The organism is Streptomyces sp. NPDC087300 (assembly GCF_044744425.1).
Classification (GTDB): Bacteria; Actinomycetota; Actinomycetes; order Streptomycetales; family Streptomycetaceae; genus Streptomyces.
Genome location: NZ_JBIUYI010000016.1, coordinates 16,598 through 41,498, shown reverse-complemented (window position 1 = coordinate 41,498; position 24,901 = coordinate 16,598). Strand labels below are relative to the sequence as shown.

The window sequence follows — 24,901 nt, the reverse complement described above, 5'->3', positions numbered from 1 at the left end:
TCTGACAATCCCCCTGGGGAAGCACGCGTCTCACGTCTCCGGCTGGACGTCCGGTGCGTCCGGCGCCAGGAAGCGGCCCATCGGCAGGACCGGGCGGCCCCAGGTGGAGGCCATCACCTGCCCGGCCAGCAGATAGAGCGCCCCGGCGCTCGCGCCGAGTCCGAACCAGCCCGCGACGCGGTTCCAGCCGACCTCGCCGGTGAAGCCGTTGCAGGTCATCGCGACGAAGACGACGAGGACGCAGGTGAAGGTGAGGAGCAGCGCCAGATGGATGCGGAAGCTCGCCATCCACAGCACGAAGACCACGAACACCCAGGGCAGCGTGAACAGGCCCATCGTGTCGCCGCGCAGCGCCGGGTCGAGGCCGGGCAGGACCCAGAGCAGCATCAGCGACTTCGCCATCCAGAAGAGCCCGAAGCCGCCGAAGACCGTGGCGTGCCAGGTGTCGCCGCGCTGCGCCTGGAAGAGCCCGGCGAGCAGCTGCGCGAGCCCGCCGATGAAGAAGCCCACCAGGGGCACGACCGAGTGCAGGAGCTTCTCGGGGAAGACGCCCGCGTCGATGCCGGTGGCGATCATCGTGACGACGATGAAGCCGGTGAGCCCGAGCGGACCCAGCTGGGCCTGCGCGGTGGGCTCCATGCGTTTGACGGAGACCGCCTGGGCCGCGGGGCCCGTGCGGTGCGGGAAGTTCACGCGGTGCCCTTGCCGAATCCGCTGGCCGTCAGGTCGATCGAGCCGTTGCTGTTCCTGCTCCGCTGCCGGGCGGACAGGGCGAGGGTGACGGCGACGCCGACGATCGCCCAGGCGGCGAGGACCAGGAGCGGACCGGTGACCGCGTTCCCCTCGAAGTACGCGATGGAGCGCGCCACCCAGGTGCCCGCGCCCGGCGGCAGCCAGGGCCCGATCGCCTCCCAGAAGGGCGGCAGCATCGGCAGCGGGAAGGCGCCGCCGGCGCTCGGGTTGCCCGCGATGACGACGAGGAGGACGGCGAGGCCGATGCCCACGATGCCGGTCAGCGACTGCAGGGCCAGCGTGATCGCGCCGACCCCGAAGATCACCAGGGCGCCGAGGCTCCACAGGCCCATGACGCTGCCGGGCAGGGCGCCGAGGATCGGCCCGATGATGATCGCGCCGCCGAGTCCGCCGACGATCGAGTAGAGCGCCATGGTGCCGAGCCTGATCACCGCGCGCGGCACGTTGGCGGCCCGGGAGCCCGCGCTGATGGCGAGGATCGAGGCGCACAGATAGCCGCCGACGCACCAGCCGACGACCAGGTAGAAGGACGAGAGCCCGTTGAAGTCCTGCTTCGACGCGGGGGCCACGTCGACGGTCTTCACCGAGCGCTTCTCGGCGCCCTCGATCTTGGCGGTGAGCTCGGTCAGGGTCCTGGAGAGGGCGGTGCCGCCGCCGGAGGCGACCAGGAGGGTGTCGGTGCTGCCGCGCGGGTCGACGAGCAGGGCGCCGTCGATGTCGCGGTTCATGATCTTGTGGCGGGCCACGCCCTCGTTCTCGACCACGCGGGGGTCGAGCGGCTCGCCGGGGAGCTTCTTCAGCCGGTCGGCGGTCTGCTGGGCCGCGGGTCCCGGGGCGACCACTCCGAAGGGCACGTCCGTCGGTTTCGGGTTGTGCAGGGCCCCTACGTAGGAGGCGATGAACAACAGCTGGAGGGCGAGTACGCCGATGACGAGCAGGGCTGCTCGCGGAGTGACGGCGCTCTTCAATTCGTCGGCGAACCTCATGCCACCACGCTCCGGGGCTTTGGGCGTTTCCGCAGGTGGGATGGTCCGAACGGACGACAGGAGCGGGGCGGGAGTACTCCGTGCCAGCTAATCGAACATTCGTGTCGTACGTGAGTTCGAAACTGGTCTATGGTGGAGGGAGGGGGATACGAGGTCGGATCGGTTCAGGGTTACAGGAGGTGCGTGTGCCCGGGTTCACGCATCTGCACACCGTCTCCGGGTTCTCCCTGCGGTACGGCGCATCCCACCCGGAGCGGCTCGCCGAGCGTGCCGCCGAGCGGGGCATGGACGCCCTCGCGCTCACCGACAGGGACACCCTCGCGGGCGCCGTCCGGTTCGCCAAGGCCTGCGCGAAGGCCGGGGTGCGGCCGCTGTTCGGCGCCGAGCTCGCGGTGGGCGGGCCCGCCCCGGCCGGCGGCGGGCACCGGCGGGCCCCCGTGCGCGGCGGTGCCTTCATCGACGAGTCGACCCCGCGCGTCACCTTCCTCGCCCGCGACGGCGCCACCGGCTGGGCCACGCTCTGCCGCCTGGTCACCGCCGCGCACCGGGCCCCGGAGGGACCGCCCGTGCTGCCGTGGCAGGAGAACCACGGCGAAGGACTGACCGTGCTGCTCGGTCCCGCGTCCGACGTGGGCCGCGCGCTCGCCGCCGGCCGTCCCGACCGGGCGGCCCGGCTCCTGGCCCCCTGGCGCGAGCGCTACGGCGACGCGCTGCGCCTGGAATCCGTCTGGCACGGCCGCGAGGGCACCGGGCCGGGATCGCTCCGGCTCGCCGCGCGCACCGTCGGCTTCGCCGCCGAGCAGGGTGTACGCCCGGTCCTGAGCAACGCCGTGCGCTACGCCGACCCGGGGCAGGGGCCCGTCGCCGATGTGCTCGACGCCGCGCGCCGCCTCGTCCCCGTCGACCCGACCAAGGAACTCGACGGCGGCGAACGGTGGTTGAAGGGCGCGGACGCCATGCTCGGCATCGCCGAACGGGTCGTCGAGGCGGCCGGGTTCCGCCGCGACACCGCCCACCGGCTGATCGAACAGACCAGGACGGCCGCCGCCGAGTGCCTCGTCGACGCCGAGGACGACATCGGCGTCGGAACCGTGCACTTCCCCGAGCCGCGCCTGGTCGGCGCCGGGCGCCGCACCGCGCAGCGAGTCCTCGCCTCACGGGCGTCGGCGGGCATGGTGCTGCGCGGCTACGACCGCGCCCCCGGGGCCCGCGCGTACTGGGAGCGGCTCCACCGCGAGCTGGACATCATCGCGTACCACGGCTTCGCCTCCTACTTCCTGACCGTGGCCCAAGTCGTCGACGACGTAAGGGATCTGGGCATCCGGGTCGCGGCGCGCGGCTCCGGCGCGGGATCGCTCGTCAACCACCTCGTCGGCATCGCGCACGCCGACCCCGTCGAGCACGGGCTGCTCATGGAGCGGTTCCTGTCCAAGCGGCGGTCGGTGCTCCCCGACATCGACATCGACGTCGAGTCGGCCCGCAGGATCGAGGTCTACCGCGCGATCATCGGCCGCTTCGGCACCGAGCGGGTCGCGACGGTCGCCATGCCCGAGACCTACCGGGTGCGGCACGCCGTGCGCGACGTCGGCGCCGCGCTGTCCATGGATCCCGCCGACATCGACCGGATCGCCAAGGCGTTCCCGCACATCCGCGCCCGCGACGCCCGCGCCGCGATGGAGGAGCTGCCCGAACTGCGCCAGATCTCGGCGGAGTTGGGTGACCGTGACCGGCTGTGGGATCTCGTCGAGGCGCTCGACGCGCTGCCGCGCGGGGTCGCCATGCACCCGTGCGGGGTGCTGCTCTCCGACGCCTCGCTGCTCGCGCGCACGCCCGTCGTGCCGACCAGCGGCGAGGGCCTGCCCATGTCGCAGTTCGACAAGGAGGACGTGGAGGAGCTCGGGCTGCTCAAGCTGGACGTGCTCGGTGTGCGGATGCAGTCGGCGATGGCGCACGCGGTGGGGGAGGTCGAGCGGGCCACGGGTGACCGGGTGGACATCGACGCGGTGCCGCCGGGCGATCCTGCGACGTACCGGCTCATCAAGTCCGCCGAGACGCTGGGCTGCTTCCAGATCGAGTCGCCGGGCCAGCGCGACCTGGTCGGGCGCCTTCAGCCGGCGACCTTCCACGACCTGGTGGTCGACATCTCGCTGTTCCGGCCGGGACCCGTCGCCGCCGACATGGTGCGGCCCTTCATCGAGGCCAGGCACGGCCGCGCGCCGGTCCGCTATCCGCACCCCGACCTCGCGGGCCCGCTGGAGGACACGTACGGCGTCGTCGTCTTCCACGAGCAGATCATCGAGATCGTGGACATCATGACCGGCTGCGGGCGCGACGAGGCGGACCGGGTGCGGCGCGGGCTCTCCGACCCCGAGTCGCAGGGCCGGATCCGCTTCTGGTTCGCGCAGCACGCGGCGGCCAGGGGCTATGACGCGGAGACGATCGGCCGCACCTGGGAGATCGTCGAGGCCTTCGGCTCGTACGGCTTCTGCAAGGCGCACGCGGTGGCCTTCGCCGTGCCGACGTACCAGTCGGCGTGGCTGAAGGCCCATCACCCGGCCGCGTTCTACGCCGGGTTGCTCACGCACGACCCCGGGATGTACCCGAAGCGGTTGCTGCTCGCGGACGCGCGGCGGCGCGGGGTGCCGATCCTGCCGCTGGACGTGAACCGGTCCGCGGTCGCTCACCGTATCGAACTGGTGTCCGATGCCAAGGGGTCGGGGGAAGCGTGGGGGCTGCGCCTCGGGCTCGGTGACGTGCACGGCATCGGCGAGGCCGAGTCCGCTCGGATCGCCGCGGGGCAGCCCTACGCCTCGCTCGTCGACTTCTGGGAGCGGGCCAGGCCCTCGAAGCCCCTCGCGCAGCGGCTCGCGCAGGTCGGCGCGCTCGACGCGTTCGGCGCCAACCGCCGCGATCTACAACTGCACCTGGCCGAACTGCGGCGGGGCTCGCGCGGCGCCGCGGGCGGTCAGCTGCCGCTGGCCGGCGGGCGCGGCACCGCACCCGCCGGTCTTCCCGACCTGGACGACGCCGAGCGGCTCAGCGCCGAACTCGGCGTCCTCGGCATGGACTCGTCCCGTCATCTCATGGGCGACCACGAGGAGTTCCTGCGCGAGCTCGGCGCGCTCTCCGCGCGCCGCCTGCGCGAGGCCGAGCACGGCGCGACCGTCCTGGTCGCGGGCGCCAAGGCCGCCACGCAGACCCCGCCGATCCGCTCCGGCAAGCGGGTCATCTTCACCACCCTGGACGACGGCACGGGCCTGGTCGACCTGGCCTTCTTCGACGACGCGCACGAACGGTGCGCGCACACCGTCTTCCACTCCTGGCTGCTGCTCGTGCGCGGCGTGGTGCAGCGCAGGGGCCCGCGCAGCCTCAGCGTGGTCGGCTCGGCCGCGTGGAACCTGGCGGACCTGGTGGAGGTGCGCAAGGAGGGGGGCCTCGACGCGGTGGCGCTGCGCCTGGCGGAGCCGGGCCCGGAACAGGAACCGGAGCCGGGGTCCGCCCCCGAGGCGGGGGAGGGGCGCCGCATCCGCATGGCCACCGGGTACGAGATGCACCCCTGGGCGGATCTGCGCCCGGCGGGCGAAGGCGTGGCGGGGACAAGGAAGTTGTGGCACCAGAGTCCAGGGAGCGCGGGATGACGAACACCGGTCACGGCGGCGCGAGCACCCTCTACGTACGCTTCCTGCTGCCCCCCATGCACGAGGCGCTCCTGCCCCAACTCCTCGGCCTGCTCGGTGAGTTCACCCCCGAGGTCGAGGCGCTTCCGCCCGACGCCGCGCTCGTCGACGTGCGCGGCGCGCGGCGCTACTTCGGGCGCAGCGCCGTCGAGCTCGCCGCGCTGATCAGGGTGCGGGCGCTCGCGCTGTACGGAGTGGAGTGCGCGATCGGCGCGGGGCCAGGACCGATGCTGGCCCGGATGGCCGCACGCGGGGCCGCCCCGGGCGTGACCCGCGCGATACCCGAAGGGGCGGACGGCGTAAGGGAGTTCCTCGCCGAGCGGCCCGTCGGCGAGCTGCCGGGCATCGGCCGCGCCACCGCCCGCACCCTGTGCGAGTACGGACTCGACTCCCTCGGCAAGGTCGCCGCCGCGCCCCTGTCCACCCTGCAGCGGCTCGTCGGCGCCAGGGCGGGCCGCGAGCTGCGCGAGAAGGCGCGGGGCGTCGACCGCACCCGGGTCGTGCCGAACGCCGCCTCGCGCTCCCTCTCTGCCGAACGGCCCTTCCCGCGCGACGAGTTGGACCCCTTCCGGCACCGCCGCGCGCTGCTCTCGATCGCCGGGGAGCTGGGCGCGGGGATGCGCGGCGAGGACCAGGTGTGCCGCGCCCTGACCCTGACCGTGCGGTACGCGGACCGCACCACCACGACCAGGACGCGGACGCTGTCCGAGCCGACCGCGCACTCGGTCGCGCTGACCACCGCCGCGTACCGCATGTACGAGACGCTCGGCCTGCAACGGGCCCGGGTGCGCGCCGTGGCCCTGCGCGCCGAGGGCCTCGGCCCCGCCGAACACGCCGCCCGCCAGCTGACGTTCGACCCGGCGGACGAGAAGGCCCGCAGGATCGAGGAGGTGGCCGACCGGGCGCGGGCGAGGTTCGGGCCCGGGGCGATCGTGCCGGGGACGCTGGCGGCGTAGGGGCCAGCGCGGACCCCGTTTAGACGTCGCGGCGCCGTACCACCACCACCGTCACCACCGCCGCGACCAGCGGCCACGCGGCGAAGACGGTCCACGCCTCGGCGATCGTCTCCGGGTATTTGCTCGCCGAGTAGTGCATCGACGGGTTCTCGACCAGCGCGTGCCATGCGGTGAGCGGCATCGCGTTGCCGATCTCCTTGGCCCAGCGGTACGTCTCGCCGCCGAAGAGGGCGGGCAGCAGCAACGTCAGCAGGGTCGCGACGACGGAGCCCGCCGCGTGCCGGACCAGCGCGCCGAGCGCCATGCCGACCAGTGCGCACAACGGGGCGAGCAGCGCGGACGCCACGACGGCCCGCAGTGCGCCGGGGGCACCGATCGACAGGCCGATGGTGTCGCTCAGCAGGGCCTGGGTCAGCCAGAAGGAGGCCCCCGCCACGACCGCGCCGAGTGCGAGCATGACCGTCGTCACGACGGTCATCTTGGCGAACACCACCGCGCGGCGGTCCGGAACGGCCGTGAACGTCGTACGGATCAGACCGCTGGTGTACTCGCCGAAGACCGCGATGGCGCCGACGCTGCCGGCCACGACCATCAGGATCTGGTAGGCGGGGTCGACGAAGGAGGTGCGCATCGGGTCGATCTGGAAGGACCCGTCCGGGGACATGGCCGGGATCTGCGTCAGCAGGGCCGCGTTGGACCGGGCGGAGTTGACGTTGATCCCGATGACCACGAGCGCGCCGATGCCGAGGATCCAGGCGGTCGAGCGCAGCGACCACAGTTTGATCCACTCGGCGGCGACGAGGTCGGTGAACCGGGCTCGGCGTTCGGCGGGGGCCGCCTTGCCGGGCTTCCCCGGCGCGCTCATGGGCGTACTCGCCGCTGTGCTCATCGGTGTGCTCATCGGGCTTCTCCTGCCGCGTACTCGACGCTTCCTGCGGTGAGTTGCATGAACGCCTCTTCCAAGGAGGCCGACCGTGGGGTGAGTTCGTGCAGGGGAAACCGGTGCAGGTGGGCGAGGTGTCCGATGCGGTCGGCGGGCAGGCCCGTGACCGTGCGGGCGTCCTCGTCCCCGTTCCCGTCAGCCGTCTCCACGGTGGCGCCCTCCGCGGTGAGCACCGCCGCCAGGCCGGCCGCCTCGGGGCTGCGCACGTACACGCTGAGCCGGGTGCCGCGCGCGGCGAACTCCGCCACGCTCTCCGCGGCGATCAGCCTGCCCCTGCCGATGACGACCAGCTGCTCGGCGGTGTTCTCCATCTCGCCCATCTGGTGGCTGGAGACGAAGACCGTGCGCCCCTCCTCGGCGAGGCGCTGGAAGAGCCCGCGCACCCACAACACCCCTTCCGGGTCGAGTCCGTTGAGCGGCTCGTCGAAGAGCAGCACCGGAGGATCGCCGAGCAGCGCGGCGGCGATGCCGAGCCGCTGTTTCATGCCGAGCGAGAAGCTCCCGACACGGCGCCCCGCCGCCTGGCCGAGCCCCACCTCCTGGAGCACCTCGGTCACGCGCTCCCGGGGGATGCCGTTGCCGCGCGCGAGGGCCGCCAGATGCGCCCGCGCGGTGCGCCCGCCGTGCACATCGCCCGCGTCCAGCACCGCTCCGACGTGGCGCAGGCCGCGCGGGCGGTCGCCGAACGGGCGGCCGTCGAGCGTCGCGGTGCCGCCGCTCGGCTCGACCAGGCCGAGGAGCATCCGCAGCGTGGTGGTCTTGCCCGCTCCGTTCGGCCCGAGGAAGCCGGTCACCAGGCCCGGTCGGACCGTGAAGCTCAGGGAGTCCACGGCGGTGGTGCCGCCGTAGCGCTTGGTCAGTTCATTGACTTCGATCACCCGTCCCACGGTGCCCGCGCCGGGCGGCACGGGCATCGGCCCACCGGGCACAACCAGGGGTGCCGGGGTAGCCCACGGGCGTAAGTCCATGGGCCAATACCCAGGTCAGAGGCGGGCGCCTACCATTCAGCACATGCCTGCCGACGCCGTTCCCGAGACCCCGTGGCCCACGCGCCGACTGCCGCGCGCGTGGAACGTGGCGGCTTGGTGCGGGGCGCTCGTCTATCCCGTCGCCCTCTACTTCGCGATGGTCGGCGGACGCGGCGGGTTCACCGCCCAGGTGGTCGTCGCCCTCATCGCCTTGACCGCTCTCACCGGCCTGCTGCTGCGGGTCAGCCCGCTGTCCGGGCTCGCGCTGCTGCTCATCGGCTGGACCGCCGCGCGCACCCAGATGCAGAACGTCGAGATCGTGTATCTGCAAGTGCTGCTCGGCGATCTGGCCGTCGGCTACATCGCCGCGGTCCGCCCGCGCCGCACCTCGGTCGCGGCGGCGTTGCTGGCCTGCGGCGCGCAGCTCGGCACCCATCTGTTCGGCTCGGGGCAGACCACGGACCGGATCGTCCAGCTCGCCGTGCTCATCGCCCTCGCGACGCTCGCCGCCTGGCTGGCGGGTGACTCCGTCCGGGCGCGGCGCAGGCACGCCGCCGAGCTCGGCGCCCGCGCCGCCACGGAAGCCGTCACCGCCGAACGGCTGCGCATCGCGCGGGAGTTGCACGACATGATCGCGCACAGCATCGGCGTCATCGCCATCCAGGCGGGGGTGGGCAGCCGGGTCATCGACACCCAGCCCGCCGAGGCGCGCAACGCGCTCAGCACCATCGAGGCCACCAGCAGGGAGACCCTCGCGGGACTGCGCCGTACGCTCGTCGCGTTGCGCGCCTCGGCCGCGGCGGACGCGCCCCTTGACCCCGCCCCCGGCCTCGCGGGCCTGGACCGTCTCGTCGCATCGACCCTGGACGCGGGGGTCCGCGCGCAGGTGCGGCTGAGCGGTGAACGGCGGCCGCTGCCCGCCGACATCGACCTGGCCGCGTTCCGGATCCTCCAGGAGGCGCTCACCAATGTCGTACGGCACGCGGGGACGGACGAGTGCCGGGTGACCGTCGCGTACGAAGCGGAGGCGGTGCGCGTCGAGGTCGAGGACGACGGTGGCGGCGGGCTCTCCGGGGGCAACGGCTACGGCATCGTCGGCATGCGCGAACGCGTCGGTCTGCTGCACGGACGCTTCACCGCGGGCCCGCGCCCCGAGGGCGGCTTCCGGGTGAGCGCCCGGCTGCCCACGCCCGCTCCCGCTCCCGCGTCTGTAGTGGAGGCGGCCGAGTGACCGCGGGCGACGTCCGCGTGGTCCTCGCCGACGACCAGCCGCTGGTCCGCGCGGGCCTGCGCGTGCTGATGGCCGACACCCCGGACATCGAGGTGGTGGGGGAGGCGGGCACCGGGGACGACGCGGTCCTGCTGGCCGCCGAACTGCGCCCCGACGTCGTCGTCATGGACATCCGCATGCCCGGCACCGACGGCATCGAGGCCACCCGCCTGATCAGGAGGGACGCGGCGGCGCCGCGCGTCCTCATGCTGACCACCTTCGACGACGACGCGTACGTCTACGGCGCGCTGCGCGCGGGCGCGAGCGGATTCCTGGTCAAGGACATGGCCCTGGAGGACATCCTCGCGGCGATCCGGGTGGTCGCGGCAGGGGACGGGCTGATCGCGCCGAGCGTCACCCGGCGGCTGATCGAGGAGTTCGCGGCCCGCCCCGAGCAGGTGCCGCCGTCGCGGCCGCGCGCGGTGGAGGGCATCACCGACCGTGAGTGCGAGGTCCTGACCCTGGTCGGCCGCGGCCTGTCCAACGCGGAGATCGCCGCCGAGCTCGTCATCACGGTGGCCACGGTCAAGGCGCACGTCGCGCGCCTGTTCACCAAGCTCGACGCCCGCGACCGGGTCCAACTGGTCATCATCGCCTACGAGACGGGCCTCGTGGCGCCGTCCCGGTGAGGGGGCGACAGAGGATCGCGCCAGTGGTCACTGGAACTTTTTACTGACGCGTAACTTCACTCTTCGCCTATCGGCCCCTAGCTTGGCATGCGCACGGCACATCCCGTGATCCGGATCACAGGGCCCCCGCAACTCCCTTGAGCCGCAAGGAGATCACACGATGCTGCCCTGGAGACGCGCGCTGCACGCGTTCGCCGCCGCCCTGCTCGCCGCGGGCGCGCTCACGCTCACCCCCACCGCCGCCACGGCCGCGACACCGGACGCGACCGCGGTCACGACCACGTCGAGCGGCTGGAACGACTACGGCTGCAAGCCGTCCGCGGCCCACCCGCGCCCGGTCGTCCTCGTCCACGGAACCTTCGGCAACTCCATCGACAACTGGCTCGTCCTCGCGCCCTACCTGGTCAAGCGCGGCTACTGCGTCTACTCGCTCGACTACGGCCAGCTGCCCGGCGTGCCCTTCTTCAACGGGCTCGGCCCGATCGACAAGTCGGCCGAGCAACTGGACGCCTTCGTCGACAAGGTGCTCGCCGCCACCGGCGCGAAGAAGGCGGACCTGGTGGGCCACTCGCAGGGCGGCATGATGCCCCGCCAGTACCTGAAGTTCCTCGGCGGCGCCGCCAAGGTGAACGCGCTGATCGGGCTCGCGCCGGACAACCACGGCACCACCCTGCTCGGCCTCACCAAGCTGCTGCCGTACTTCCCCGGCGCCGAGGACCTGCTCACCGAGAAGACCCCCGGCCTCGCCGACCAGGTGGCGGGCTCCGCGTTCCTGACCAAGCTCAACGCGGGCGGCGACACGGTGCCCGGGGTGCGCTACACCGTCATCTCCACCAAGTACGACGAGGTGGTCACCCCGTACCGCAGCCAGTTCCTGAACGGGCCGAACGTCCACAACGTGACCCTTCAGGACCTGTGCCCGGTCGACATCGCCGAGCACGTGACGATCGGCATCCTCGACCGCGTCGCCCACCACGAGGTGGCCAACGCGCTCGACCCGGCGCACGCGACGCCGAGCACGTGCCTCTCGTAGCACGTGCCCGGCGTCGTACCCGCGTCCTGTCGGATCAGCGGCCGTGCCGGCCCGCGGCGGCGCGGCGGCGGGTCGTGGCGAACATCGCCGCGGCGCCGACGGCGAGGGCGGCGGCACCACCGATCGCGATGAACGGGGTGGTGCTGTCGCCGCCGGTCTCGGCCAGGTTGTCGTTCGCGGTCCGCTGCGCGCCCGTGACCGGCTTCTCGGCGCCGCCGTTGACCTCGGGCTCGTTGCCCGTCGAGGCGTCCTCACCCGCGGCGGGAGCGGGCGCGGTGGCCTCCGCGCCGGTCTTCGCGTCCGCGTCACCATGGCCGTGGTGCTCGACCGTGGACTTCTCCGCGCCGGCCGCGATGTCCTTCTCCGAGGGGGCCGAAGCGGTCGGGGCGGGGGCGCCCGAGCCGCCGCTGTCCTTGCCGAAGACGACGTCGGAGCAGGTGTAGAAGGCCTCGGGGGAATCCGAGCGCTGCCAGATCGAGTAGATCAGGTGACGGCCCGAACGGGCCGGGATCTTCCCGTCGAAGACGTAGTCGCCGTTCTCCATCTTCGGGTCGGCGACGTCCACGAACGGCTTCGCCTCCAGGTCCGACCACTTCAGGGGCTTCGAGGGGTCGTAGGAGTCCTTCGTGATGTACAGCTCGAAGGAGCCCTTGTGCGGGGCGGTGCCCTTGTAGCGGAAGGTGTGGTTGCCCGCGGCGAGCTTGGTCGAGGGCCAGTCGGCGCGCGGCAGGTCGAGGCCCTGGTACTTGTCGTTGCCCGCGCTGCACAGCTTGCCGTCGGGGATGATCTCCTTCGACTTGCCCGCCGCGTTGGCGATGTTCACGCCGTTCCAGTCGTAGAACGCCTGGGCCCCACTGGCGGCCACCGCGGCCTTGCAGGCGGCCGACTTCGGCGACTCGGGGCCCTCCTGGAAACAGGCGGAGACCCGGCTGACCGGGTCCGTCATCGACCCGTGCGCGGCGGCGGGCGCGGCCGACAGGGCGGTCAGGGCCAGCGGGACGACACCTGCGGCGGCGAACGCGGCGACCTTGCGACGAGCAGTCATTGGGGGTTCTCCTCAAACGGTGGTTCAGGGGGACACGGGGCGAGGGCGAACGGGCGGCACGGCCCCCCGATCACCAGCGGTACCGACGGTTCGTCATCGCCCCGGCGACCAGAAAGCTAGCCCCTGAAATCCACGAAATCGCCTGCTGAGGGCGGGTGATGGCGATCCTTATGGTCGCTTTAAGGAAGGGCTAACCGGGGGCTCAGACTGGGTCCTGGAATGTCCGCCTCGCGCCCTTCACCGCCTCCGCCTAGGCTGCTCGCACCGGGCGGTCGACGCCGCGGGAGGGGACGGGGCATGGCACGGGGCGAGAGCGGGAGCAGGGTCGGCGGGGGAGTCGGGAACGGCAGGGCCTGCGGCGGCCGGGCGGTGGCGATGACCCGGCTCGGTGGCGGCCGATGGCGGGTGACCCGGCCCTGGCCCGCCGCGCTGCGGCCGTACCTGCACAGCTACGCCGGTTACTGGGAGACGACGGTCTCGCCCTACCGGGTCCGCCTCGTCCCCACCGGCCGCGCCGTCGTGGTGATCAGCCTGGGGGAGCCGTTCGCGCAGGTGCGCAGGCTGGGGGAGACGAGGCCCGCCGGCGGCGTGGTGGGCTCGCTGGTCTCGGGCCTTGAGGACGGGCCCCGGGTGTGCGACCACCCCGGCGGCCAGGAGGCGATACGGCTGGAGCTGACACCGCTGGGCGCCTACCGTCTCTTCGCGGTGCCGATGCGCGAACTGACCAACACCGTGGTGGAGTTACAGGCGGTCCTCGGGCCCCGCGCGGGCGAACTGGTGGAGCGCATCGCGCTCACCGGCGACTGGGCCACCCGCTTCGACCTGCTGGACCGCGCGCTGCTCGGCAGGATCGCGCGCGGGCCGGAGCCCGCGCCCGAGGTGCGCCACGCCTGGCGGCTGCTCGCCCGGTCGGGCGGGGCGGTCCCGGTCGCCGCGATCGCCGCCGAAGTGGGCTGGAGCCACGGCTACTTGGTCCGCCGCTTCACCCAACAGGTCGGCCTGACACCGAAGACGTCCGCCCGGGTGCTGCGCTTCCACCGGGCCGTGGGACTGCTCGCCCGCGAGAGTGCCGACCTCCACGCGACGGCCGCCGCCTGCGGCTTCTACGACCAGGCGCACCTCAACCGCGAGTTCCGCGCCCTGGCCGGCCTGACCCCCGGCCGACTGGCCGCGGGGCGCCTCGCGGAGGGGGCCGTGCCGCTTCAGGACGGGTGAGCGGCGAGGTCAAATTTGTCCAAGCCAGCCCGTCCGTACGTCGCTAGGGTCCCGACAGTGATCATCAGGCCGCCACGGCCTGGGTGCAGTCAGGGGGATCTTCATGTCGCATCAGAATCCCGGGGCGGGCACGCCCGCACGGCGCGGGCGGTGGGAGCGCTACAAGGTGACGGGCCCGTTCTCGCCCCAGGACCTGGCCGCCCTGTGGGGCGCCATCGTGGGCATCGTGCTCCTCGCCGTCCTGCTCGGCTGGGCGCTCGACATGAAGGGCGGCGTGGTGATCGTCGCCGCGATCCCGTTCATCTCGTCCTGGTTCGACGCCAAGCGCATCCTCTTCCAGTTCGACGCGGCGGGCGCGCGGGTCGGCACCGTACTGCTGCCCTGGAGCGACGTCACCGAGTTCGTCGTGGCGACGCCCCCGAACGGCGCGGACGTCCTGATCGGCGTACGGCTGCGGCAGAGCGCGACGCTGCCGGCCGGGGCGCAGCTCCCGCCCGCGCACCCGGACATGCCCGCGCCGCTCCACGTGGCCGTCCAGCGGCAGAAGTTCGACCTGGCCAAGATGGTCACCAAGGCCCGCAAGTACGCCCCCGCGCACATCCGGGTCATCGTCGCCGAGCCGTCCGGGGAACGCGTCGCGTCCTGACGCTGGAGCGCGTCGCGTCCTGACGCTCAGCCCAGCCACCGGTAGCGCCGCTCGGGCCGCCCCGTCCCGCCGTACCGGAGCGACACCTCCGCGCGCCTGGTCTCCGCGAAGAACTCCAGATAGCGCCGCGCGCTCACCCGCGACAGCGAGCCCGCCTCCGCGCACTCGGACGCGGAGAGGCCGCCCGGGTGGGCGCGCAGGGTCTGTTCCACCAGCTCCGCCGTGTGCGCGGCGAGCCCCTTGGGCAGTTCGCGCGAGCCCGGCGGACGGGTGCCGAAGATCTGGTCGACGTCCTCCTGGCGTGCCTCCGCCAGGCCGTCCAGGCGCGCCCGCAGGGCCGCCACATGCCGCAACTGCTCCTGTAGTGCCGCCTGGTTGAACGGTTTGATCAGATAGTGCAGGGCGCCCGCCCGCAGCGCGGCCCGCACGATCTCCGCGTCCCGCGCCGCCGTGATGAACAGGGCGTCCACCGGCTGCCGCGCCGGATCCCGCTCCTCCGCCGCCCGCAGCTCGCGCAGCACCGCGATGCCGTCCATGTCGGGCAGATAGACGTCGAGGAGCACGAGATCGGGGCGCAGGCGCTCCACCGCGCCGACCGCCTCGGCACCGCTGTGGGCGACGCCGACCACCGTGAATCCGGCCACCGACGTCACGTACCGACTGTGCAGCTTGGCGACCATGAAGTCGTCGTCCACGACCAGCACCCTTGTCATCGCCGCAGGCTATGGGCGCGACCACAACGACCACAACGTCCGTTGATTCCGGAAGAGAGACAGGTTGTTAACGCGCGGGCAACATGTGGGCCACCTCACACCCGACTACGTACCGACAGGTGGTGGCACACGTGCGCCTGCGCACACCCCTCGCCCTGCTCGGGGCCGCGCTCCTCGTGCTCGTGGCGCCGCCGCTGCTCACCACGGGCAGCGGCGCCGAGACCGGCACCCAGATCCCCGGCCTTCGCCTCATGGTCCCCAACACGCCCGGCGGCGGTTACGACATCACCGCCCGCACCGCGGCGAAGAACGCCGAGGACGCCGAACTCACCCACAACATCGAGGTGTTCAACCTGCCGGGCGCGGGCGGCACCGTCGGCCTGACCCGCCTCGTCGGCGAGCACGGCAACGGCAAGCTCGCCATGTCCATGGGCCTCGGCGTGGTGGGCGCCGCACGTTCCAACCACTCCCCGAAGACCCTCGCCGACACCACCCCGATCGCCCGGCTCACCGAGGAGCAGGACGTCGTCGTGGTCGCGAAGAGCTCCCCGTACAAGACCATCGGGCAGCTCGTCGACGCCTGGAGGAAGAACCCGGGCAAGCTGCCCGTGGGCGGCGGCTCCTCGCCCGGCGGGCCCGACCACCTCGCGCCGATGCTGATGGCGCGCGCTGCGGGGATCGCCCCCAAGGACGTCAACTACGTGCCCTTCGACGGCGGCGGCGAACTGCTCGCCTCGATCCTCGGCAGCAAGGTCGCCTTCGGCGTCTCCGGAGTCGGCGAGTACCTCGACCAGATCAAGTCCGGCGAGCTGCGGCTGCTCGCCGTCACCGGACCGAAGCGGGTCAAGGGCCTGGACGGACCCACTCTCAAGGAGTCCGGCTACGACGTGAACTTCACCAACTGGCGCGGCATCGTCGCCCCGCCAGGACTCAGCGACGCCGAACGCGAGAAGCTCACCGGGCTCATCAGGAAGCTGCACGCGTCGCCCGAATGGAAGAAGTCCCTCAAGACCAACGGCTGGGACGACGCCTTCCTGACCGGCGACGAGTTCGGCGACTTCCTGGCCGCCCAGGACAAGCGCGTCGTGTCCGTCCTGAAGGAGCTGGGACTGTGACCACCACCGGCATCCCCGAGCAGGAGACCCCGGCCGGCGGCCGCCGCTCCTGGCTGCGCGAACACTCCGAACTCGGCCTCTGCGTCCTGCTGCTGGCGCTCGGCGCGCTCGTCCTGACCGACGCGCTCACCATGGACGTGGAGATCACCCAGCGCGGCCCGGTCGGCCCCAAGACCGTGCCGGTCGTCGTCGGCATCGGACTGCTCGTCGTCGCCGTACTGCTCGCCGTCGACGTGCTGCGCGGCGGGCGCGGCGAGGCGGAGGGCGGCGAGGACATCGACCTGTCCGAACCCGCCGACTGGCGCACCGTGCTGCTCCTGGCGGGCGTCTTCCTCGCCACCGCCGTCCTCATCGAACCGCTCGGCTTCCCGATCACGGGAGCCCTGCTCTTCTGGGGCTCCGCCTACGCGCTCGGCAGCCGCCACTTCGACCGCGATCCGCTGATCGCCGCCGGCCTGTCCGTCGTCACGTACGAAGTGTTCAACAACCTGCTCGGCGTGCCCCTGCCGGGCGGACCCCTGATGGGAGTGCTGTGACATGAACGCCTTCAACTCCCTGATGGACGGCTTCGGAACCGCCCTCACCCCGATCAACCTCCTGTGGGCCGCGGTCGGCGTGCTCCTCGGCACCGCGATCGGCGTGCTGCCCGGCATCGGCCCCGCGATGGCGGTGGCGCTGCTGCTCCCGGTGACGTACGGCCTCGAACCCACCGGCGCGTTCATCATGTTCGCGGGCATCTACTACGGAGCGATGTTCGGCGGCTCCACCACCTCGATCCTGCTCAACACGCCCGGCGAGAGCGCCGCCGTCGTCGCCGCCATGGAAGGCCATCCGATGGCCAAGTCCGGGCGCGGCTCGCAGGCCCTCGCGGCCGCCGCCATCGGGCACTTCGCGGGCGGCATGATCGGCACGCTTCTGCTCGTCGCGCTCGCGCCGACCGTCGCCGACCTCGCCGTCGACATCGGCGCGCCCGACTACTTCGCCATCATGGTGCTCGCCTTCATCGCCGTCACCTCCGTGCTCGGCTCATCCCGGGTGCGCGGCCTCGCCTCGCTCCTGATCGGCCTGACCATCGGCCTGGTCGGCCTGGACCAGATGACCGGACAGCAGCGGCTCACCTTCGGCTCGCTGCAACTCGCCGACGGCATCGACGTGGTGATCGTCGCGGTCGGCCTCTTCGCGATCGGCGAGGCCCTGTGGGTCGCCGCCCATCTGCGCCGCTCCAGCGCGCAGGCGATCCCCGTCGGCCGTCCCTGGCTCGCCAAGAAGGACGTCAGGCGCACCTGGAAGTCCTGGCTGCGCGGCCCCCTCATCGGCTTCCCGTTCGGCGCGATCCCGGCCGGTGGTGCGGAGATCCCGACGTTCCTCTCCTACGTCACCGAGAAGCGCCTGTCCAAGCACAAGGACGAGTTCGGCAAGGGCGCCATCGAGGGGGTCGCGGGCCCCGAGTCCGCGGCCTCCGCATCGGCGGCGGGCACCCTCGTCTCCATGCTGACACTCGGCCTGCCCACCACGGCCGTCGCGGCCGTGATGCTCGCCGCGTTCCAGCAGTACGGCATCCAGCCGGGACCGCTGCTCTTCGAACGCGAACCCGACCTGGTCTGGGGCCTGATCGCCTCCCTGTTCGTCGGCATGGCGCTGCTGCTCGCGCTCAACCTTCCCCTGGCCCCCGTCTGGGCGAAGCTCCTGCGCATCCCCAGGCCCTACCTCTACGCGGGCATCCTGTTCTTCGCGGCCGTCGGCGCCTACGCGGTCGGCGGTGAGCCGCTCGACCTGGTCATCCTGCTCGTCATCGGCCTGATCGGCTTCGGCATGCGGCGCTACGGGCTGCCGATCCTGCCCGCCGTCATCGGCGTCATCCTCGGCCCCAACGCCGAACAACAGCTGCGCCGCGCCCTGCAGATCAGCGACGGCAGCGTACGCGGACTCGTCGACACACCGTTCTCCGTGACGGTCTATGTCCTCATCGTCCTGATCGTGGCGTGGCCCTTGGTGAAGAAGGCGGTGGTGCGGGCGCGCGGGCGTGGCGTAGACGTAGAGGCATGACCACGACCGAGCCCACCGCAGGGGGACCCGAGGCCGTCCGCCTCGCCACCGCCGCCGACGTTCCCGCCGTCAAGGCCGTCACCGACGCCGCGTACCGGCACTACATCGAACGGATCGGGGTCGTGCCCGCGCCGATGGAGGCCGATCACGCCGCGGACGTGGCGGCGGGGCGGGTGTACGTCACCGGGGACCCGGTGACCGGCCTCCTGGTGCTCGTCCCGCGTCCGTACGAGGGCCGGCTCCTCCTGGAGTCGATCGCGGTCCACCCCGCTGCCGCAGGGCAGGGGGCGGGCCGCCGACTGCTCGCCTTCGTGGAGGCACACGCGCGTGCGCTCGGATTCATCGAAGTCACGCTCTACACCAACGCGTTGATGTGGGAGAACCAGAAGATCTATCCCCGGTACGGGTACGAGGTCGTGGAGCGCCGCGTGGACGGGCCCTACGACCGGGTGCACTACCGCAAGCGACTGCGGCCGCCGTCCGGGGACTGAGGGCTCACCCGTCCGGCCACCAGGTCCGCTGGATGTCCTTGCGGACCTCCGGCCTCTCATGCGGCCGGGACTCGGCCTCCTGACGCTCCCGCACTCGGCGGGTGACGGGTCGGCCAACGGGCTTGTGCGTGGTCACTCGGCGCATGGCTGCCTCCCTCTCCCTATCCGATGTCCATTTCCGAGGTGGCGTAGACCTCCATGGACACGCTTTTCTGAATTGTCAGTGGCGAATGCCACGATCGGGACATGACGATCAACGAGGGTTCCGGGGGCACGGGTTGGGACGCGGCGGGGGCCGCGTTCGACGACGGACCGGACCACGGCCTGCGCGATCCCGACGTGCGGGCGGCCTGGTCGGAGCGGCTGCGTCAATGGCTGCCGGAGGCGCCGGGTGACGTGCTGGACCTCGGGTGCGGCACCGGCGGCCTCGCCCTGCTCGCCGCCGAGCAGGGGCACCGCGTCACCGGTGTCGACCTCGCGCCGGGGATGGTGGCACGGGCCCGCGGGAAGCTGGCGGGCCACGCGGCCGAGGTGCTGATCGGCGACGCGGCCCTGCCGCCGGTCGGGGACCGGCGGTTCGACGCGGTCCTCGCCCGCCACGTCCTGTGGACCCTCCCGGACCCGGAAGCGGCCCTGCGCCACTGGCGCACGCTGCTGCGTCCGGGCGGCCGACTGATCCTGATCGAGGGCGTCCGGGGCACGACGCCCCCCGTCGGCCTCCCGCTGCCCCGTCTGGTGCGGGCCCTCACCCCCCTCGCCCACCACCTCCACTCCGAACGCCTCTCGGCGGACGCGCGCCTGTGGGACGGCCAGACGACCGACGAGCGCTACGCCCTGATCGCCGTCCTGCCGACCGGACCACTGCGCCACAGGGAGATCATCGACGTCCACCTGATCCTGCGCCAAGACGACAAGGTCCTCCTCGCCCGCCGCGCGAACACCGGCTACGGGGACGGCTTGTGGAACCTTCCCTCGGGGCATGTGGAGGACGGGGAGGACGTCCGCGCGGCACTGCTCCGTGAGACCCGCGAGGAGATCGCCGTCGACCTCGCCCCTGATGACGTCCGGGTGGAACTGGTCATGCAGCACAGGAGCCCTTCGGGGGCGCCAAGGACGGGCTGGTTCTTCGCGGCGGAGCACCGAGCGGAGCGTGCGCCGGTCAACGCCGAGCCGGACAAGTGCGCGGAGCTCGCCTGGTATCCGTTGGGCGCGTTGCCGAGGGACATGGTGGCGTACTGCCGTGCGGGCCTCGCGGCCTGGCAGGCGGGCGAGCGATTCGCCCTGCACTGGCAGCACGACGGGGAGAGCGTCGCCTACGACGACGAACGCACCGCCGAGCCGGTCCCGCTGGCCCCCGCACCGGCGGGCGGAGTCCACCACGTGGAGCTGTGGGTGCCCGACCTCGCGGCGGCGGAGGCCTCCTGGGGTTGGCTGCTCGGCGAGTTGGGCCATGTCCCGTACCAACGCTGGGAGCACGGCCGCAGCTGGCGGCGCGACAGCACCTACGTCGTGCTCGAACGCTCGCCGGACCAGCGGCCTGGCCGCCACGACCGGCGGCGGCCAGGCCTGAACCACCTCGCGTTCCACGTGGCGGGCCGGGCCCACCTCGACCGGCTGGTGGCCGCCGCGCCCGGCCGCGGCTGGACCCTGCTCTTCCCGGAACGCCATCCGCACGCGGGCGGCGAGGGGCAGTACGCGGCCTATCTGGAGGACGGGCAGGGCTATGAGGTCGAGCTGGTCGCCGAGTAGCCCGCCGACCCGGGTCCGTGGCCGGTGCCGGGGCCGGTCAGAGCGCGCCGAAGCCCGCCCCGCGTGCCAGGGACTCCAGCTCGTCGAGGGCCCGGACGGCCGCCCGCGCCGCCTTCGGGTCGGTCGTGCGCAGGTCGCTCTCCTCGAACTCGTCCTCGTCCAGGCGCAGGACCGTGTCGCCGTTCGCCGAGACCCACAGGTCCAGGTCGAGGTCCTCCACCGTCAGGGTGTCGGCGGTGCGGACCGTGGGGCGGGTGATGTCGCAGTACCAGCCCTTCAGGGTGCGGTCCGCCGCGTACACCTCCTTGATCGCATACCAGCGGTCGCGCCAGTAGTGCTCGGTGAACACGTCGCCCGGCTCGAAGCGGACGAAGCCGAAGTCGCGGACGTGCGGGGCCGCCCAGGGGGCCCGCACGGTGAGCTTCGTGCCGTCGTCGTGGAGCAGCTCGGCCGGGTAGCGGATCTTGGTGCGGCCCGCCTTGACCAGGGCCACCTCCACGGTCGTGGGGCGTGCCTCAGCCGAGGTCCCTGACATGGCGCACCTCCGTCCCGCAGATCTCGTAGCCGAACCACTTGTTGATCGCCAGCATCGGCTCGTTGCCCGCGTCGTTGCCGGTGAACGCCTCCGTGCAGCCCGCCGCGCGGGCCCGGTGCAGGGAGTCGTTCTTGGCGAGCTTGGCCAGGCCCTTGCCCCGGTGGGCGCGGGCCGTGCCGGTCATGCCTGACGCGTAGCGGCCCACGCCGTCCGTGCGCGCCAGGCTGAACGCCGCGGGGCGCCCGTCCACCAGCGCCACCGTGGTGAGCTCCTGGCTGACCAGCGGGTGGTGCCAGGTCTCGGCGAGCCAGTGCGCGTAGTCCGTGAACTCCGCCGCGATGTCGCTCGGTTCGTCCGCGACCGTCTCCGCGTCCAGGTCGAACAGCGGCCGCGCGTCGTCCGCGAACACCGAACCGCTCACCAACTCGACCCCGGCGGGCGGCTCCTGGCGGAGCGGCAGCGTGCCGTGCGCCAGGTCCAGGCGCAGGAAGTGCGCGGAGCGGCTCGCGCGGTAGCCGCGGCGGGCGGCGAAGGCCAGGTTCGCCGGTCCGTCCATCACCCACGCGTAGACGGTGGTCGTGCCCTCGCCCGCCAGATACTCCTCCGCCGTGCGCAGCAGCAGCGTCCCCGCACCCGCGCCGAGCCGGTCCGGGTGGACGTAGACGTTGGCGTACCCCTGGCCGGGCTCCGGGCTGTCGTACGCGAGGCCCACCTGCGCCGTGCCGATGATCTCGCCGTCCACCTCGGCGATCAACTGCCGGTAGCCGGAGTCGGGATGGGCGTGCGCGCGGTCGAAGGCGACCGACTCGGGGGTGGCGAGCATGGCGGGTACGGCGGCCCGGCGTACGGCGGCGAATCCCGCGGCGTCCCCCGGGAGCTCGGGACTGAGGGGTCGGACGATCACTGTCATGGAGCCGCACGGTACGCGCGGTGTGCGCCGGGGTGCCTCTCATTTTCGGAGCGTGCGGGACAATCGGTCCGTGACTTTGAAGATCGACATCGACGGGGGCGCGAGCGACGCGCCGTACGAGCAGGTGCGGGCCCAGATCGCCGGGCAGGCGCGGTCGGGGGCGCTGCCGGTCGGCTACAAGCTGCCGACGGTGCGCGGGCTCGCCGAGTCCCTGGGACTCGCCGCGAACACGGTGGCCAAGGCCTACCGGGCCCTTGAGGCGGACGGGGTCATCGAGACCCGGGGGCGCAACGGCACGTTCGTCGCCGCAGCGGGGGACGCGGCGGCGAAGGAGGCGTCCGCCGCGGCGCAGTCGTACGCCGAGCGCGTCCGGCGGCTCGGGCTCTCCGAGGAAGCGGCGCTGGCCGCGGCGCGGGACGCGCTGCGTGCGGCTTACGGGACTTCTGGCTGAGCCCCGTAAGGGGCGCGGGGAACCGCGCGGCCAGCCACGACGTGCCTGCGGGTGCCCACCGGCCGTGCCGCAGGAGGCGCTTCCCCGCAGGGGCGGCGGGCGCTACAGGTACAGACCCGCGTCCGCGCCCTCCCGCTGGTCGGGGACCGAGGTCGGCGGCGTGCCCCTGCGCAGGGCGAAGAGCTCGGCGAGGGTCGCGCCCTCGCGGGCGACGCCCTCCTCCGTGCCGAGCCACTCCACCGCCTCGGGGCGGGTCAGCGGCCCGACCTCGATGCGGGCGAGGCAGCGGCCGGGGCGGACGACGGCGGGGTGCAGGCGCTCCAGGTCCTCGTTGGTCGTGACGCCCACCAGCACGTTGCGCCCCTGCCCGAGGAGTCCGTCGGTGAGGTTGAGCAGCCGGGACAGCGCCTGCCCCGCCGTGTGCTTCGCCTCGCCGCGGATCAGCTCGTCGCAGTCCTCCAGGAGCAGCAGCCGCCAGCGGCCCTTCGCCGTGCCGTCGTCCTCGCCGATCGCGATGTCCATCAGATAGCCGACGTCGCTGAACAGCCGCTCCGGGTCCAGGACGCAGTCCACCTGGCACCAGTCGCGCCAGGACCGCGCGAGCGTGCGCAGCGCCGACGTCTTGCCCGTGCCCGGCGGGCCGTGCAGCAGCAGGAGGCGGCCCGAGATGTCCTCGGGCGTGGTCTTCATCAGCTTGTCCATGGCGTCGGCGACCGGCGCCGTGTAGTTGGACCTGACCTCCTCCCACGTGCCGGCCGAGATCTGCCGCGTCGTGCGGTGCGGGCCGCGCCGGGGGGAGACGTACCAGAAGCCCATCGTGACGTTCTCCGGCTGCGGTTCCGGCTCGTCCTGCGCGCCGTCCGTGGCCTGTCCGAGGACCTTCGCCGCGAGGTCGGCGGTGGTCGCCGTCACCGTGACGTCCGCGCCCCGGTTCCAGCGGGAGATCAGCAGCGTCCAGCCGTCGCCCTCGGCGAGCGTCGCGCTGCGGTCGTCGTCGCGGGCGGCCCGCAGCACCGTGGCCCCGGGCGGCAGCAGCGTGGAACCGGCCTTGACACGGTCGATGTTGGCACTGTGCGAGAAGGGCTGCTCGCCCGTGGCGAAGCGGCCGAGGAACAGGGCGTCCACGACATCCGACGGGGAGTCGCTGTCGTCGACGTTGAGCCGGATCGGCAGGGTGTCCTGAGGGTTCGCAGACATGCCGCCATGATCCGGCACGCACGCGTGCTTGTGCATCCGGTTTCCGTAGTGCGTCCCTTGTGTCCCGGTCCGGGCGCTGTTACATACCTGTCGTCCGGAACCTGCCCCACCGCCAATTCGCCCCGATACCCTTGCCTTTGATGGCACGCCATGGGTGGAAATCGGACGCGCAGCGGTGGCGGCTCACCGCGTTGATCGGTGTAGCCCTGGCCGCGCTGGCCCTGGTGGTCACCTTGATGAACACGTTTCCCGGGGACAAGGCCGGCACGAGCGGCACCACCCGTGACGGGGACAAGGTGCACGGCACGCCCGCCGTCCCGCCCGGCGACGCGAGCGCCGAGGTGGGCTGGGGCTTCACGCACACCCAGTACAGCGCGGACGAGGGCGAGGCGCGCGCCACGGACCGCGTCAAGAAGGAACTCGCGGGACAGGGGCGGTCCGTCCCGCAGATCCAGCACATCATGGGCTGGGGCGCGGGCAATCCGGAGCCGGTCGAGGGGCGTTACGACTTCTCCGAGATGGACCGCAGGGTGGACTTCATCCGGGAGACCGACGGCACGCCCGTCATCACCCTGTGCTGCGCGCCCGACTGGATGAAGGGCGGCAAGCCGGGCTCGGACAACACCGACTGGAGCCAGCAGTCCCTGGAGACGGCGCCGCAGCGCGCGCACTACGCGGACTACGCGCGGCTCGCCGCGACCGTCGCCAAGCGCTACCCCGACGTACGCCACTTCATCGTGTGGAACGAGTTCAAGGGCTTCTGGAACAACGAGCGGGGCCGCTGGGACTACGAGGGGTACACGGAGCTCTACAACCTCGTCTACAAGGCGCTCAAGAAGGTCAACAAGGACATCATGGTCGGCGGCCCCTACCTGGTGATGGACAGCCTCGACCCGCGTCAGACCGAGGGCACGTCGAAGACGCTCAAGGGCCCCTGGGGCCGCATGGACCAGCGGGCGCTCGACGCCTTCGAGTACTGGAACAAGCACAAGGCGGGCGCGGACTTCGTCGTCGTCGACGGCTCCAGCTACACCGAGGACGACGAGATGCTCCCCGACGAGTTCAAGGCCACCGACAAGCTGACGGCCGTGAGCGAGTGGGTGCGCGCGCGGACCGGCGATCTGCCCCTGTGGTGGGCCGAGTACTACGTGGAGCCCGGCGACAGCCAGGACAACCGCGACGACTGGTCCGAGGCGCACCGCGTCGCCGTGCAGGCCTCGGGGCTGATGGCGATGGCCCGCGGCGGCGCCACCAGCGGCTTCTACTGGAACCCGCAGAAGCGCGGCGACAAGTGCGCGGGCTGCCTGTGGACTCCGACCCAACGGGAGGACGGCGGTGCCGAGTTGCCCATGCTGGAGCTCATCGAGCGGTTCGGCAAGGAGTTCGGGCCCGGCACGAAGTACGAGGACGTCTCCGTCGCCGCCGACGACCGGCCGAACGTACGCGTCATCGCCGACGACGACGCGGTCCTCGTCGTGAACACCCTGGACCGCCCGATCAGCGCGAAGGTCGACGGACAGCGGTTCTCGATGAAGGGGTACGAGGTGAAGTGGCTGAAGCGGTAGTCCGTGCC

23 protein-coding genes are annotated in these 24,901 nt (G+C 72.5%); 14 read left to right on the top strand and 9 right to left on the bottom strand.

Translation table 11 applies throughout. The features are described 5' to 3' along the window. Nucleotides 1-30: 30 nt before the first annotated feature. Both ACIO9J_RS40650 and ACIO9J_RS40645 read right to left on the bottom strand, forming a co-directional pair. Entirely contained in the window at nucleotides 31-693 is a 663-nt protein-coding gene (locus ACIO9J_RS40650) for an acetate uptake transporter (protein WP_402010427.1), read from the bottom strand. Next, nucleotides 690-1,739 carry a DUF3533 domain-containing protein gene (locus tag ACIO9J_RS40645; protein ID WP_402010425.1) on the bottom strand — a complete coding sequence of 350 codons (1,050 nt, stop codon included), beginning with the start codon at nucleotides 1,737-1,739 and terminating at the stop codon, nucleotides 690-692. The genes ACIO9J_RS40650 and ACIO9J_RS40645 overlap by 4 nt, the downstream gene beginning before the upstream one ends. Nucleotides 1,740-1,924: 185 nt before the next feature. On the opposite strand from ACIO9J_RS40645, the gene ACIO9J_RS40640 reads away from it, so the two are divergent. Together ACIO9J_RS40640 and ACIO9J_RS40635 are read left to right on the top strand one after the other, a co-directional pair. Beyond that, nucleotides 1,925-5,377 (top strand): DNA polymerase III subunit alpha, encoded by a 3,453-nt coding sequence (locus ACIO9J_RS40640; protein ID WP_402010424.1) that lies wholly within the window; start codon nucleotides 1,925-1,927, stop codon nucleotides 5,375-5,377. Beyond that, nucleotides 5,374-6,372 carry a DNA polymerase thumb domain-containing protein gene (locus ACIO9J_RS40635; protein ID WP_402010422.1) on the top strand — a complete coding sequence of 333 codons (999 nt, stop codon included), beginning with the start codon at nucleotides 5,374-5,376 and terminating at the stop codon, nucleotides 6,370-6,372. Before ACIO9J_RS40640 ends, ACIO9J_RS40635 begins: the two co-directional genes overlap by 4 nt. A gap of 19 nt (nucleotides 6,373-6,391) precedes the next feature. Here ACIO9J_RS40635 and ACIO9J_RS40630 read toward each other — a convergent pair whose 3' ends face one another. Together ACIO9J_RS40630 and ACIO9J_RS40625 are read right to left on the bottom strand one after the other, a co-directional pair. Next, nucleotides 6,392-7,273 (bottom strand): ABC transporter permease, encoded by an 882-nt coding sequence (locus ACIO9J_RS40630; protein ID WP_402010420.1) that lies wholly within the window; start codon nucleotides 7,271-7,273, stop codon nucleotides 6,392-6,394. Continuing rightward, entirely contained in the window at nucleotides 7,270-8,193 is a 924-nt protein-coding gene (locus tag ACIO9J_RS40625) for an ATP-binding cassette domain-containing protein (protein ID WP_402010419.1), read from the bottom strand. The genes ACIO9J_RS40630 and ACIO9J_RS40625 overlap by 4 nt, the downstream gene beginning before the upstream one ends. Nucleotides 8,194-8,326: 133 nt before the next feature. Here ACIO9J_RS40625 and ACIO9J_RS40620 point away from each other — a divergent pair, with 133 nt between their 5' ends. From ACIO9J_RS40620 to ACIO9J_RS40610, 3 genes are all read left to right on the top strand, one after another. After that, complete coding sequence (locus ACIO9J_RS40620; protein ID WP_402010417.1) at nucleotides 8,327-9,514, top strand: sensor histidine kinase; 1,188 nt, start codon at nucleotides 8,327-8,329, stop codon at nucleotides 9,512-9,514. Further along, entirely contained in the window at nucleotides 9,511-10,182 is a 672-nt protein-coding gene (locus tag ACIO9J_RS40615; RefSeq protein ID WP_402010415.1) for a response regulator, read from the top strand. The genes ACIO9J_RS40620 and ACIO9J_RS40615 overlap by 4 nt, the downstream gene beginning before the upstream one ends. Before the next feature lie 160 nt (nucleotides 10,183-10,342). Beyond that, a complete protein-coding gene (locus tag ACIO9J_RS40610; protein WP_402010413.1) occupies nucleotides 10,343-11,215 on the top strand; it encodes an esterase/lipase family protein in 873 nt (290 codons plus the stop codon). 34 nt (nucleotides 11,216-11,249) lie between these two features. Here the strand turns inward: ACIO9J_RS40610 and ACIO9J_RS40605 are convergent, their stop codons facing one another. Next, nucleotides 11,250-12,260: a lytic polysaccharide monooxygenase gene (locus ACIO9J_RS40605; protein ID WP_402010411.1), complete on the bottom strand. Its 1,011-nt coding sequence runs from the start codon at nucleotides 12,258-12,260 to the stop codon at nucleotides 11,250-11,252. A gap of 297 nt (nucleotides 12,261-12,557) precedes the next feature. Here ACIO9J_RS40605 and ACIO9J_RS40600 point away from each other — a divergent pair, with 297 nt between their 5' ends. Then, nucleotides 12,558-13,475: a helix-turn-helix domain-containing protein gene (locus ACIO9J_RS40600; protein WP_402010409.1), complete on the top strand. Its 918-nt coding sequence runs from the start codon at nucleotides 12,558-12,560 to the stop codon at nucleotides 13,473-13,475. Between the two features lie 103 nt (nucleotides 13,476-13,578). Beyond that, nucleotides 13,579-14,121 carry a hypothetical protein gene (locus ACIO9J_RS40595; protein WP_402010407.1) on the top strand — a complete coding sequence of 181 codons (543 nt, stop codon included), beginning with the start codon at nucleotides 13,579-13,581 and terminating at the stop codon, nucleotides 14,119-14,121. A 26-nt stretch (nucleotides 14,122-14,147) separates the two neighbouring features. On the opposite strand, the gene ACIO9J_RS40590 is transcribed toward ACIO9J_RS40595, so the two are convergent. Further along, on the bottom strand, nucleotides 14,148-14,834 hold the full coding sequence (locus ACIO9J_RS40590; RefSeq protein WP_402010405.1) for a response regulator: 687 nt from the start codon (nucleotides 14,832-14,834) through the stop codon (nucleotides 14,148-14,150). A 131-nt stretch (nucleotides 14,835-14,965) separates the two neighbouring features. On the opposite strand from ACIO9J_RS40590, the gene ACIO9J_RS40585 reads away from it, so the two are divergent. From ACIO9J_RS40585 to ACIO9J_RS40565, 5 genes are all read left to right on the top strand, one after another. Continuing rightward, on the top strand, nucleotides 14,966-15,949 hold the full coding sequence (locus ACIO9J_RS40585) for a Bug family tripartite tricarboxylate transporter substrate binding protein (protein WP_402010537.1): 984 nt from the start codon (nucleotides 14,966-14,968) through the stop codon (nucleotides 15,947-15,949). Further along, a complete protein-coding gene (locus ACIO9J_RS40580) occupies nucleotides 15,946-16,485 on the top strand; it encodes a tripartite tricarboxylate transporter TctB family protein (protein WP_402010403.1) in 540 nt (179 codons plus the stop codon). The genes ACIO9J_RS40585 and ACIO9J_RS40580 overlap by 4 nt, the downstream gene beginning before the upstream one ends. A gap of 1 nt (nucleotide 16,486) precedes the next feature. Further along, entirely contained in the window at nucleotides 16,487-17,995 is a 1,509-nt protein-coding gene (locus ACIO9J_RS40575) for a tripartite tricarboxylate transporter permease (RefSeq protein WP_402010401.1), read from the top strand. Continuing rightward, entirely contained in the window at nucleotides 17,992-18,486 is a 495-nt protein-coding gene (locus tag ACIO9J_RS40570; protein WP_402010399.1) for a GNAT family N-acetyltransferase, read from the top strand. The genes ACIO9J_RS40575 and ACIO9J_RS40570 overlap by 4 nt, the downstream gene beginning before the upstream one ends. Before the next feature lie 246 nt (nucleotides 18,487-18,732). Continuing rightward, nucleotides 18,733-20,235: a trifunctional class I SAM-dependent methyltransferase/NUDIX hydrolase/VOC family protein gene (locus ACIO9J_RS40565; RefSeq protein ID WP_402010397.1), complete on the top strand. Its 1,503-nt coding sequence runs from the start codon at nucleotides 18,733-18,735 to the stop codon at nucleotides 20,233-20,235. Nucleotides 20,236-20,272: 37 nt separating this feature from the next. On the opposite strand, the gene ACIO9J_RS40560 is transcribed toward ACIO9J_RS40565, so the two are convergent. Together ACIO9J_RS40560 and ACIO9J_RS40555 are read right to left on the bottom strand one after the other, a co-directional pair. Next, complete coding sequence (locus ACIO9J_RS40560; RefSeq protein ID WP_402010395.1) at nucleotides 20,273-20,770, bottom strand: DUF402 domain-containing protein; 498 nt, start codon at nucleotides 20,768-20,770, stop codon at nucleotides 20,273-20,275. Further along, entirely contained in the window at nucleotides 20,751-21,680 is a 930-nt protein-coding gene (locus ACIO9J_RS40555) for a GNAT family N-acetyltransferase (protein WP_402010394.1), read from the bottom strand. Before ACIO9J_RS40555 ends, ACIO9J_RS40560 begins: the two co-directional genes overlap by 20 nt. 70 nt (nucleotides 21,681-21,750) lie before the next feature. On the opposite strand from ACIO9J_RS40555, the gene ACIO9J_RS40550 reads away from it, so the two are divergent. Beyond that, on the top strand, nucleotides 21,751-22,131 hold the full coding sequence (locus ACIO9J_RS40550) for a GntR family transcriptional regulator (RefSeq protein ID WP_402010392.1): 381 nt from the start codon (nucleotides 21,751-21,753) through the stop codon (nucleotides 22,129-22,131). 102 nt (nucleotides 22,132-22,233) lie between these two features. Here the strand turns inward: ACIO9J_RS40550 and ACIO9J_RS40545 are convergent, their stop codons facing one another. Further along, nucleotides 22,234-23,328 (bottom strand): DUF5925 domain-containing protein, encoded by a 1,095-nt coding sequence (locus ACIO9J_RS40545; RefSeq protein WP_402010390.1) that lies wholly within the window; start codon nucleotides 23,326-23,328, stop codon nucleotides 22,234-22,236. A 140-nt stretch (nucleotides 23,329-23,468) separates the two neighbouring features. Between ACIO9J_RS40545 and ACIO9J_RS40540 the strand changes: the two genes are divergently transcribed. Next, nucleotides 23,469-24,893 carry a xylan 1,4-beta-xylosidase gene (locus ACIO9J_RS40540; protein WP_402010388.1) on the top strand — a complete coding sequence of 475 codons (1,425 nt, stop codon included), beginning with the start codon at nucleotides 23,469-23,471 and terminating at the stop codon, nucleotides 24,891-24,893. Nucleotides 24,894-24,901 lie beyond the last annotated feature (8 nt).